General features: G+C 64.2%; 12 protein-coding genes. 9 read left to right on the forward strand and 3 right to left on the reverse strand.

From position 1 onward, the window contains the following. Positions 1–2: 2 nt before the first annotated feature. Genes A5744_RS05040 through A5744_RS05055 form a run of 4 tightly spaced genes read left to right on the forward strand, consistent with a single transcriptional unit; the run spans position 3 to position 3,944 of the window. Positions 3–1,310 carry an LLM class flavin-dependent oxidoreductase gene (locus A5744_RS05040; protein WP_076058946.1) on the forward strand — a complete coding sequence of 436 codons (1,308 nt, stop codon included), beginning with the start codon at positions 3–5 and terminating at the stop codon, positions 1,308–1,310. Next, positions 1,307–2,137 (forward strand): coniferyl-alcohol dehydrogenase, encoded by an 831-nt coding sequence (locus tag A5744_RS05045; RefSeq protein WP_076058948.1) that lies wholly within the window; start codon positions 1,307–1,309, stop codon positions 2,135–2,137. Before A5744_RS05040 ends, A5744_RS05045 begins: the two co-directional genes overlap by 4 nt. Next, a complete protein-coding gene (locus A5744_RS05050) occupies positions 2,125–3,114 on the forward strand; it encodes a cyclase family protein (RefSeq protein ID WP_076058950.1) in 990 nt (329 codons plus the stop codon). The genes A5744_RS05045 and A5744_RS05050 overlap by 13 nt, the downstream gene beginning before the upstream one ends. Beyond that, positions 3,114–3,944, forward strand: a complete 831-nt coding sequence (locus tag A5744_RS05055; protein WP_076058952.1) for an alpha/beta hydrolase — start codon at positions 3,114–3,116, stop codon at positions 3,942–3,944. Before A5744_RS05050 ends, A5744_RS05055 begins: the two co-directional genes overlap by 1 nt. Here the strand turns inward: A5744_RS05055 and A5744_RS05060 are convergent. Together A5744_RS05060 and A5744_RS05065 are read right to left on the reverse strand one after the other, a co-directional pair. Beyond that, positions 3,932–5,566, reverse strand: a complete 1,635-nt coding sequence (locus A5744_RS05060; protein WP_076058953.1) for a multicopper oxidase family protein — start codon at positions 5,564–5,566, stop codon at positions 3,932–3,934. The genes A5744_RS05055 and A5744_RS05060 overlap by 13 nt on opposite strands. 15 nt (positions 5,567–5,581) lie before the next feature. Next, complete coding sequence (locus tag A5744_RS05065; protein WP_076058955.1) at positions 5,582–6,349, reverse strand: SDR family oxidoreductase; 768 nt, start codon at positions 6,347–6,349, stop codon at positions 5,582–5,584. A gap of 146 nt (positions 6,350–6,495) precedes the next feature. Here A5744_RS05065 and A5744_RS05070 point away from each other — a divergent pair, with 146 nt between their 5' ends. Then, positions 6,496–7,299: an SDR family oxidoreductase gene (locus A5744_RS05070; protein ID WP_076058957.1), complete on the forward strand. Its 804-nt coding sequence runs from the start codon at positions 6,496–6,498 to the stop codon at positions 7,297–7,299. Here A5744_RS05070 and A5744_RS05075 read toward each other — a convergent pair. Next, positions 7,296–7,718, reverse strand: a complete 423-nt coding sequence (locus A5744_RS05075; protein ID WP_076058959.1) for a PPOX class F420-dependent oxidoreductase — start codon at positions 7,716–7,718, stop codon at positions 7,296–7,298. The two genes, A5744_RS05070 and A5744_RS05075, sit on opposite strands and share 4 nt — an antisense overlap. A gap of 164 nt (positions 7,719–7,882) precedes the next feature. Between A5744_RS05075 and A5744_RS05080 the strand changes: the two genes are divergently transcribed. The 4 genes from A5744_RS05080 (at position 7,883) to A5744_RS05095 (ending at position 11,203) form a co-directional block, all read left to right on the forward strand. Further along, positions 7,883–8,548, forward strand: coding sequence for a helix-turn-helix domain-containing protein (locus A5744_RS05080; RefSeq protein ID WP_076058961.1), 666 nt, complete (start codon positions 7,883–7,885; stop codon positions 8,546–8,548). A gap of 11 nt (positions 8,549–8,559) precedes the next feature. After that, on the forward strand, positions 8,560–8,754 hold the full coding sequence (locus tag A5744_RS05085; protein ID WP_076059140.1) for a ferredoxin: 195 nt from the start codon (positions 8,560–8,562) through the stop codon (positions 8,752–8,754). Position 8,755: 1 nt separating this feature from the next. After that, positions 8,756–10,000, forward strand: a complete 1,245-nt coding sequence (locus A5744_RS05090; protein ID WP_076058962.1) for a cytochrome P450 — start codon at positions 8,756–8,758, stop codon at positions 9,998–10,000. Between the two features lie 141 nt (positions 10,001–10,141). Then, positions 10,142–11,203 (forward strand): amidohydrolase family protein, encoded by a 1,062-nt coding sequence (locus A5744_RS05095; protein WP_170874432.1) that lies wholly within the window; start codon positions 10,142–10,144, stop codon positions 11,201–11,203. The last annotated feature ends 2 nt before the right edge of the window (positions 11,204–11,205 follow it).

Genomic DNA, 11,205 nt, shown 5'->3' on the forward strand with positions numbered 1-11,205 from the left:
CGATGAAAATCTCGCTGTTCTACGAGTTCGCCCTTCCCCGCCCGTGGGCACCCGACGACGAACACGTCCTGTTGCAGGACTGCCTGGACGAGGTCGAGGCGGCCGACAAGGCGGGGTTCTCCACCGTGTGGCTGACCGAGCACCACTTCCTCGAAGAATATTGCCATTCCACCGCGCCGGAGATATTCCTGGCCGCCGCCAGCCAGCGGACCAAGAACATCCGGCTCGGATTCGGCATCATGCACCTTCCGCCCGCGGTGAATCACCCCGCGCGGGTTGCCGAACGCATCGCCACCCTCGACCTGCTCTCCAACGGGCGCGTCGAGTTCGGCACCGGGGAATCGTCGTCGGTCGGTGAGCTCGGCGGATTCAATATCGATCCCGCCGACAAGCGCGCGCAATGGGAAGAGGCCCTTGAGGTATCCATTCGCTGCATGATCGAGGAACCCTTCGCCGGGTTCAACGGCGAGCACATCCAGATGCCGGCTCGCAATGTGATCCCCAAGCCGCTGCAGAAGCCCCATCCGCCGGTCTGGGTCGCCTGCACGCGTCCGGCCAGCGTGCAGATGGCCGCTCAAAAAGCCATCGGCGCCTTGAGTTTCGCCTACACGGGTCCCGGTCCGCTGACCGAGCGCGTCAACGGCTACTACAAGGAATTCGAGGAGAACGGTGTGCCGGTCACACCGCGTATCAACCCGAACATTCTGGCCATCGGCGGCGACCTGTCGATGATGGTCGCCAAGTCCGAAGACGAGGCGCTCAAACGCCTCGGCCAGGGCGGCGGATTCTTCTCGTTCGGCATCATGCACTTCTACATGACCGGGGTGCACACGCCCGGGCGGACCGGGGTGTGGAAGCGGTACCTGGAAGAGGTCGAGAAGGACCCTACGCTGGCCTACGGCCCCGGCCGCGGCGCGATCGGTTCCCCCGCCACCGTGCGCGAGTTCCTGCGCGGCTACGAGGAAAGCGGTGTCGATGAAATCATCCTGCTGCTCAACCCGCGCAGCCACGAGGGGACCATGGAGTCGATCGAGCTGATGGGCAAGGAGGTGCTGCCCGAGTTCATCGAGCGCGACGAGAAGGCGGTGGCCGACAAAGCTGTCCGGCTCGCACCCGTGATCGAGAAGGTCGAGGCGCGGCGACCACCATCGACCGCACCGAAGTTCGACGAAAACTACTCCTTCGGTGGCTTGCCGACCGGGCGCGGCGGTAAGTTCACCGCCAGCGAGATTCCCGAAGCCATGGCGGAGATCAACGAGGGTCGCGTCCAGGCGGCGCAGCGCGCGAAGGAGGAGCAGCAGGGCACGTGACGGGCATCGACGAGCTTTGGCGCTACGACGGCCGCCGCGCGGTGGTGACCGGGTGTGCGTCGGGCATCGGCGAACACGTGGTGCGGCAGCTCGCCGAGCTCGGAGCCGAAGTCGTCGGGCTGGACAAGCGTCGGCCGGCCGTCGAGCTCAACGATTTTCATGAAGTCGACCTCGCCGACCCGGAGTCAATCGACACTGCGGTAGCCGCGATCGGCGGGCGGGTCGACGCGCTATTCAACGTCGCCGGTGTCTCCTCCGGGATCGGCGACCCCCCGCTGGTTGTCACGATCAACTTCCTCGGCTTGCGGCACGCCACCGAGGCACTGATCCCGAAGATGGTCGAGGGATCATCCATCGTGAGCGTGTCGTCCTTGGCCGCGGCCGGATACCGGGAACACCTGCGGAATGTTGCACCGCTGCTGAATACCGCGACGATGCAAGAGGGTATCGACTGGTGCCATACCCATCCCGAAGAATTGACCGGCGGCGGCTACCAATTGTCCAAGGAAGCGATCATCCTCTACACCATGCGCAGCGCCACGCCGCTGGGCGCGCGTGGCATCCGCATCAACTGCGCCGGCCCCGGGGTGACCGAAACACCGATCCTTGACCAGCTGCGGACGGCCTACGGGCAGGGTTACCTCGACGACATCCCCAAGCCGCTGGGACGCGTTGGCGGTCCGGACGAGCAGGCCTCGGTACTGCTGTTTCTGAATAGCCGTGCAGCAAGCTATATCTCGGGTCAGGTCATCTGGGTCGACGGTGGAAACGTCGGCGCGGCGATCGCCCGTGAACTCGAGGAAGGACGGGCCCCGTGGCCAGCGTGACTGACTTTCGGCAGGTCGCTCGTGACGTCTCGAACTGGGGGCGGTGGGGAAGCGACGACGAGCTCGGCACCCTCAACTTCATCACCGACGACAAGGTCGCTCAAGCGGCAAGCCTGGTTCGGCACGGCAAGGTCTTTCCGCTCGGGGTGGACTTCGGCGCGTCAGGACCGCAGGGCGCCTTCGAGTTCCGCCACAACCCGGTGCACGTGATGACGATCGACGGCGGTGACGTGAACACGCTGGCCCGATACGGGCCCGGGTGGGCGCGTAACCCGTTGGCGCAGCAGCTGAGTCAATACATGGCGGACAATCCGTTCCGCTTCAACGACGACATGATCATCATGCCGCTACAGGCCGCCAGCCAGTGGGATGCGTTGTCGCACGTCTACTACGATGACAAGCTCTACAACGGTTTCCCGGCGGGTTCGGTGACCAGCATGGGAGCCTATCACTGCGGCATCGACAAGGTTGACGGCAAGGGCATCACCTCGCGCGGTGTGCTGTTGGATATGGTTCGCCATCGTGGCGCGCACGTCTTCCTCGAACCCGGAAACCCGATTACTCCCGAAGAACTCGACGACGTGGTCCGCGCCCAGGGCGTGACCGTCGGTCGGGGGGACATCGTGTTGATCCGAACCGGTTGGTGGACAAGGTTTCTGGAGACCGGCAACAAGATGGAAGGCTACTCCGGGCTGGACTGGCGGTGCGCTTCGTGGCTACATGATCGTGAGGTCGCGGCGGTCGCCGCCGACAATCTGCAAGTCGAAGACCTGGTGTCCGGGGTGGACGGGGTTTTCCTGCCTCTGCATCTGCTGTGCCTGCGCGACATGGGGCTGATGTTTGGCGAGTATTGGGACCTCGGCGCCCTAGCGGACGACTGTGCAGCCGACGGCGTGTACGAATTCCAGCTGATCGCGCCGCCGTTGAGAGTTGTTGGCGCCGTGGGCTCCCCGGTGAATCCAATCGCGATCAAGTGATGGACGTTCAGCGTAAGTCCATGCTGGTCGACGGGCTGGTCACCAGCTACCTGGAGGCAGGCGAGGGCGATCCGGTGGTGCTGCTCCACGGCGGCGAGTTCGGCGCCAGTGCCGAGCTAGGCTGGGAACGCAACATCGCCGCCCTCGCCGCTGGAAATCGCGTGCTGGCTCCCGACCAGCTGGGCTTCGGCCAGTCGGCGAAGGTCATCGATTTCGTCAATGGCCGTGGCATGCGGATCCGGCATGTGGCCCGCTTCTGCGAAACGGTGGGTGTCGACTCCGCGCATTTCGTCGGCAACTCGATGGGAGCCATCAACCTGCTCACCGACGCGACCTCGGATGCACCGCTGCTGCCGATCCGCAGCTTGGTGATCATCTGTGGTGGGGGAGAAATTCAACAGAACCGGCACTTCGAGGCGCTCCAGCAATACGACGCCACGCTGCCCGCGATGCGCCGCATCGTCGAAGCCCTGTTCTACGACGCCGGCTATCCAGCCGACGACGGCTACGTGCGGCGCCGCTACGAGTCGAGTACCGCGCCCGGGGCATGGGAGGCCGTGGCCGCGGCCAGGTTTCGTCGCCCAGGTGCCGCACCACCACCGGCCCCGTCGACGGCGCGGGCCTACGAGCGCATCGACGTGCCGACCCTTCTCGTCGAGGGCGGAGACGACAAATTGTTGCCCTCCGGCTGGGCGGCCCAGATCGCCAAACAGATCGACGGTGCCCGCTCGGTAGTGGTCGACAAGGCCGGTCACTGCCCGCAGATCGAGCAGGCGGCAACGGTCAACGAGCTGCTGCTGGACTTTCTGGCGAACAGTCAGAAGACATAGTCCAAGCGGGTCTGCATGCCTGCCTCTTGGTGGTATGTGTTGTGGCAGTGCATCACCCACAAGCCAGGGTTGTCGGCGACGAGGACCGCGAGGATCTTCTGCTTTGGCAAGACGATCACCGTGTCCTTGCGCGCGCCGGGACTGCCATCGGCCTTGATCAGCTGGAATGTGTGACCGTGTAGGTGAATTGGGTGATACATCATGGTGGGGTTGTCGAACGTGATGGTGGGCCGTTGGCCCTGCCGGACGTGCAGCGGGTTGGTGCTGCGGTAGGGCTGCCCGTTGATCGTCCAGTTGTATTGCATCATGTTGCCGCCCAGTACGACCGGGAGGTTGAGGCCGGCTTCGGGGCGACCCAGGTTGACCGGCGTGGTGGCGGTGAACATATCGATGGTGCCCACGCGTTTGGTCAGTTCGGCCGGTTGAAAACCCGGGTCGGGTTGGCTGCCGGAGCCGGTGGCGAGCAGCGCCCGCGCCAGTGCACCCTTTCCTTCCGCGAGCGCGACTAGGGGGAAGACCCCGTCGGCTGCGGTCACGATGACGTCGTAGCGTTCGGCCATGCCGATGAGCAGGGCATCGACCTGTCTGGGCACAACGGGATAACCATCGGTATGGGTGACCGTCATCGAATGACCGGCAAGCGCGACGCGAAATGCGGTGTCGGAGCCTGTGTTGATGAAGCGGATCCGGATTCGCTGACCTGGCTTCGCGTTGAAAGTGGTGGGGGCCGCGGGAATTCGGCCATTGATGAGGTAGTACGGGTAGGCGATGTCGCCGGCGTCGCCGCCGAGCAAGTCGCTTTTGCTGGCACTGCCCCGTGGTGTCTCGGTCATCGAGGTCGACGGCGTGGTCGTCGTCGAGGTCGTCGAGGTCGTCGAGGTTGTGCTTGTGGTCGTGGTCGTGGTCGTGGTCGTGGTCGTGGTCGACGTCGGTTCGGTCGTTGTCGGCATGTTCGACATGGGGGGCTTATTCGGGTTGGTGAGTTCGTTGTATAGCTGCTGGGGACTCTTGCCGACGCCGTCCGTCCAATCATCAAGGACGACAATCCATTCGGCGTCGTAGTTGCCCTCGGTCGGATCGTCGACGATAACCGGCAGATAGAGTCCCTTGTCGGCGTCCAGGCCGGTGTGGGGATGGGCCCAATATGTGCCTGAATTCGGGACGGAGAACCGGTAGGTAAAGTCCTGGCCCGCCGCGATGTTCAGGCTGGCGGGTGCGGCACCGTCCATGTCGTTGCGCATCGCGATGCCGTGCCAATGCACCGATGTGGGCCGGTCGAGCCGGTTGGAAACGGTGACGGCCAGTTCGTCGCCGATGCTGGCCCGGATCAGCGGTCCGGGAATGGAATTGCCATAGGCGAACGTATGGACGATCGGCCCACCGAGATCGACCTGGGCCGGTTGTGGGGTCAGGGCGGCGGTCACTGTGCGCCCGCTGTGTGGTCGAGCCGCCTCGACCGCGGCGATGGCGGCCGTCATTTGTGCGGCGCTGCCGGTCATTTGAGATTTCGATTGGGTGCACGCGGCCAGCGTCAATCCACCGGCGATGCCGGCGACCATGAAGCCGCGCCTGGTGAAACGTGTCCGGTCGAAGGGGGCTCCGCTCGTCGGCAGCTCAGACATTCATCGCTCCTTGGCCTAACGCGCGCCGCTCGAAGTGTGCGAGGCCCTCCAGTCGCTGAAGCGGGTCGGGTAGATCGTCGGGTTCTCGCCGTCGGTGGGGACGATGGTGTGCTCGTCTAGCTGGGTACCGAAATAGCGGGCCTTGGGGTCGCCCACTACTTGGCGTGGATCGCCGGAATCGGCCAGCGCGGTCCGGATGAAGTCGGCCATCCCACGCTTTTCGGGGCCGGCGACGTTGGTGATGCCGTTGATCGGATCGGCGGTCGCTGCGCGGGTGACGGCCGTGGCGACGTCTTTGGCGGCGATGGGCTGAAACGCCCCTTCCGGCAGCAGGACGGTGTCGCCGTCGGTCGCCGAATCCGCGATGGCGTCTACGAATTCGAAGAACTGAGTCGCCCGCACGATCGAATATGGGGTTCCCGATTCTTCGATCAATTTCTCTTGGGCAACCTTGGCCCGCATGTAACCGCTGTCCTGGGCGCGGTCGGCGCCCACGATCGAGAGGGCGACGTGGTGCTGCACACCGGCCTCGCGTTCCGCTGCGAGAAGGTTTTTGGTCGACGTGGTGAAGAACTGCATTACGGGTTCGTCGTCGAAGGACGGGGAGTTGGACACGTCCACCACGGTGTGGACGCCGGCAACCGCTTCGGCGAGCCCCTCACCGGTGACGCTGTTGACACCCGAGCGCGGCGAGGCCGAGATCGCGTCATGTCCCAGCTCGGTCAGATTGGCGATGACCTGGGAGCCGATGAGCCCACTGCCGCCGATGACCAACACCTTCATGATCGAGCCCTCCCGAGGTAGCCGAATTGATGACATCAGCATCCCCTGTATGCCCGCAGGGCGGAACCCCGCGGCGCCCGGCGGTCCACGGCGGCCCTTAAATCAACTGCTTGACTTAACGGGGCCCGCGCCGATTAACTCGTCGTGTGGTTGATGAACTGGCCGGCAAGGTCGCCATCGTCACCGGTGGCGCTTCCGGCATCGGTCGCGGCATAGTCGAGAAGTTCGTGGCCGAGGGCGCGCGGGTCGTCATCGCCGACGTCGAGACCGAGAAAGGGCAGGCGCTGGCCGCCGCGCTGGGATCCGCTGTCTTCTTTCAACGGACCGACGTCTCCGATCAGCAACAGGTCGGCGCGCTGGTGGCTGCGGCCATCGAGGAATTCGGCGGACTGCACGCGATGGTGAACAACGCCGGAGTCTCGAGCAAGATGCATCGGCGTTTCTTCGACGACGATCTGGCCGAGTTCCACCGTGTCATGGCGGTCAACGTCCTGGGTGTCATGGCTGGCACGCGAGATGCCGGTCGCCACATGGCATCTCACGGCGGGGGATCCATTATCAATGTGAGTTCGATCGGCGGGATCCAGGCCGGCGGCGGTGTGATGACCTACCGTGCGTCCAAGGCGGCGGTCATCCAGTTCACTAAGTCCGCGGCAATTGAGTTGGCGCAGTACGAGATTCGAGTCAACTCGATCGCGCCTGGTAATATCCCCACGCCCTTGGTGGCCAAGGCGGCGCTCGACATGGATCCAGAGGAGACCGAGCGGTTCGAGGCGGCGATTCGCGAGACGATGCGAGCCGACCGGCCGCTGAAGCGCGAGGGGACCGCCGAGGACGTTGCCGAAGCGGCGCTCTACTTCGCCAGCGACCGGTCGCGCTATGTCACCGGAACCGTGCTACCGGTGGACGGGGGAACATCTGCGGGCAAGGCGCTGCGGTCCAAGCGCTAAACGTCGCGCCGGTCCACCTGCAGCTGATGCGGCTCGCTGACCTGATCGTCGATGCCGAAGCTGATGATGCGCCGCGGCGTGATACGGATGATCGCCGTGTCGAGCTCGTCACCGGCGGCGCCCTGTTCCGACGGTGCCTCGGCTTGCTCGGCGGTTCCGCGTATCTCGAGGCAACGCACCCGCCACGGGTCGCGGGAGGTGATGTCGTCAACGACGAAGGCCACCCTGTTGTCGTGGGCGATGTTGCGGTACTTCTGGCTCTTCGACATTCGGTAGCCCGCGATATCGATGGTGCCCAGTGCCTCGTTGTAGATGAATCCCACCGGGCTGTTCTGTGGTGCGCCGTCGCGCTGGATGGTGGCCAACCGACCCAGGTCGGCCTGGCGCAGGAAGTCAATTTCGTGCGATTTAAAGGTCATGACGGCAGGCTAGGACTTCAAGTGTTGTTGAAGTCAACCCGTCACGCTCGAGCGTGACGCTGCAGTCACGTTCAGCGCCCAGCGTGACTGCACCGTCACGTTCGGCGCTAGCAAATTTAAATCAAGCGCTTGACTTAATCCCGACCGACGGGTTGACTGAGGCAATGACCACGGCAGGCAGGACGGTTCGCACCGAGCGGGCCAGCTCCACCCAGGAGGCGATTCTGGTGGCGGCCGAGCGGTTGTATGCCGAGCACGGCATGTTCGCAGTGTCGAACCGGCAGGTCAGTGAGGCCGCCGGGCAGGGCAACAACGCCGCGGTGGGCTACCACTTCGGCACGAAGGCCGATCTGGTGCGCGCGATCGAGCAGAAACACCGGGGACCCGTCGAGGAGCTCCGCGAACACATGGTGGCCGAGCTGTCCGCCTCGGGCGGCCCGGCGGAGATGCGGGACTGGGTGGGCTGCCTGGTGCGCCCGCTCACCGAGCATTTGGCTGATCTGGGTAATCCCACGTGGTACGCGCGCTTCGCGGCGCAGGCGATGACGGATCCGGCCTACTACAACATCATCGTCAAGGGTGCGCTCAGCTCGCCGTCGCTGGTCCAGGTCGTCGACGGGATCAACAGTTGCCTGCCCAACCTGCCGGCCGAGGTGCGTTTCGAACGCAACATCATGGCACGCAACCTGCTGATGCACACCTGCGCCGACCGTGAGCGCGCGCTGGCGGCTGGATCAACCATGCACCAAACCTCTTGGCGGGCAGCAGCATCCGGACTCATCGACGCGATCGTGGGCCTCTGGTTGGCGCCCGTCACCCCGTACGAATAGAAGTGTTGAAGATGAAAGTTACTGTCGACCAGAACATTTGCGCGTCCTCGGGGAACTGCGTCATGAATGCGCCGGAGGTGTTCGATCAGCGTGACGACGACGGTGTCGTCGTCCTACTCAATGCGCATCCGTCGGCGGAACAGACCGAGGGCGCGCGCCGCGCAGCAGCCGCATGCCCCGCCCAGGCCATCTACATCGAGGAATGACATGTCAGACACACTGACGGGCACCGAAGCCCAGGCGACCGCAGAAATCCCGGACTATCCGATGGCCAGGAATGCGCGCTGCCCCTTCGCCCCACCCCCGGACGTCATGGCGCTGGCGGCGAGCAAGCCGTTGTCGCGGGTCCGGATCTGGGACGGCAGCACACCTTGGCTCATCACGGGTTACGAGGAAGTGCGCGAACTGTTCTCGGATTCCCGCGTCAGCGTCGACGATCGGGTGCCCGGGTTTCCGCACTGGAACGCGGGCATGTTGTCCACGGTGCACAAGCGTCCGCGATCGGTCTTCACCTCCGACGGTGAAGAGCACACTCGGTTCCGGCGGATGTTGTCCAAGCCGTTCACGTTCAGGCGCGTGGAAGGTCTGCGCCCGAACATCCAGCAGATCACCGACGACCACATCGACGCGATGCTTGCCGGACCGCAGCCCGCCGACGTTGTCACCGCGCTGGCGCTGCCGGTCCCGTCGCTGGTGATCAGCCAGCTGCTCGGGGTGCCGTACGAGGACGCCGAGATGTTCCAGCACCACGCCAACGTGGGGCTGGCGCGCTACGCGACCGGTGAGGACACCGCGAAGGGCGCGATCAGCCTGCACAAATATCTGGCCCAGCTGGTCGAGGCCAAAATGGAAAATCCCGCCGAGGACGCGGTCTCCGACCTGGCCGAGCGTGTCAAGGCCGGCGAGCTCAGCGTCAAGGAAGCCGCGCAACTCGGCACCGGACTGCTCATCGCCGGACACGAAACCACCTCGAACATGATCGGTATCGGTGTGCTTGCCCTGCTGCAGAATCCCGAACAGCTCGCCGTTATCCGCGACGCCGAAGACCCGAAGATCATCGCGAGCGCCGTCGAGGAACTGCTTCGCTACCTCAGCATCATCCAAAATGGTCAGCGCCGAGTCGCGGTCGAAGACATCCACATCGCCGGAGAGGTAATCAAGGCCGGCGAAGGCATCATCATCGATCTGGCGCCGGCGAACTGGGATGCAGACACTTTCCCCGAACCGGACCGGCTGTATCTGCACCGCGCGGGGGCCGATCGCAACGTGGCATTCGGCTACGGCCGGCATCAGTGTGTGGGCCAGCAGCTCGCCCGTGCGGAGTTGCAAATCGTCTATCGGACACTGTTCCGCCGAATCCCGACGTTGACGCTGGCGGTCCCGATCGAGGACATTCCCTTTAAGGACGACCGTCTCGCCTACGGCGTCTACGAATTGCCGGTGACCTGGTAGCCAAGTGCCGATCCGAATGGAGGGTCAATGATGACGACTCAATCAAGCACCATTTCGCTCTACCCGCCGGAAGGCTTTGGCGCACCGAAGGATCGCCGCGGTCACGCCGGGGGCGCCGATGTGGGTCTGCCCGACGGGACCGTGGTCTTTTCCGCGGACAACCACATCTCCCTGGCCGCCGACATCTTTTACGAACGCTTTCCCGACGATCTCAAGGAGAAAGCTCCGCGGATCTGGTATGAGGACGGCGCGTACCAAGTGGGGCGCAAGGGGCAGTCGTTCCTGCCGGGCGATTTCAGCGCGGTGTTGATGCAATACGACGACCTGCCCGGCGCCGCAAGCACCAACATCGAGGCCCGGATTCAGGAGCTGCACGAGGACGGTGTCGAGAAGGAACTTGCCTTCCCCAACGCGGTGCTGGCGCTGTTCCACTATCCCGACAAGAAGCTACGCGAACTCGCCTTCCGCATCTACAACGAATACATTGCGGAGCTCCAGGAACGCTCGGACGGCCATTTCTACGGTGCCGGGCTGATCAACTGGTGGGACCCGCACGGCACGCGGCAAACGTTGGAAGAGCTGAAATCATTGGGGCTCAAGACGTTCCTGATGCCGCTGAACCCGGGCAAGGACGACGACGGCAACCCGATCGACTACTCAAGCACGTCGATGGACGCTGTCTGGGACGAGATCGAGGCCGCCGGACTTCCGATCACGCATCACATTGGGGAGACGCCGCCGAAAAGCCCGACCGAGTTCAACAGCGTCGTCGTCGGGATGATGATCAACATCGATGGCTTCCGGGAGACGTTCGCCAAGTACATCTTTGGCGGCATCCTCGATCGGCACCCAGCTCTGCGCCTCGGCTGGTTCGAGGGCGGGATCTCCTGGGTCCCCTGGGCGCTGCAAGACGCGGAGCACCTGGTGGCCTCGTATCAGCATATGTTCAACCGGCCGCTGGAACACGACGTGCGCTATTACTGGGACACCCATATGAGCGCCTCGTTCATGGTCGACCCGCTGGGTCTGCAGCTGATCGACAAGATCGGCGTGGACAAGGTGATGTGGTCCAGCGACTATCCGCACAACGAAAGCACATACGGCTATTCGGAGAAGTCACTCGCGGCGGTTGTCGACGCCGTCGGACCGGCCGACGCGGCGCGCATCGTCAGCGGCAACATCACCAAATTCCTCGGATTGTGACA

It is taken from the genome of Mycobacterium sp. IS-1264 (assembly GCF_001954195.1).
Lineage (GTDB): Bacteria > Actinomycetota > Actinomycetes > Mycobacteriales > Mycobacteriaceae > Mycobacterium.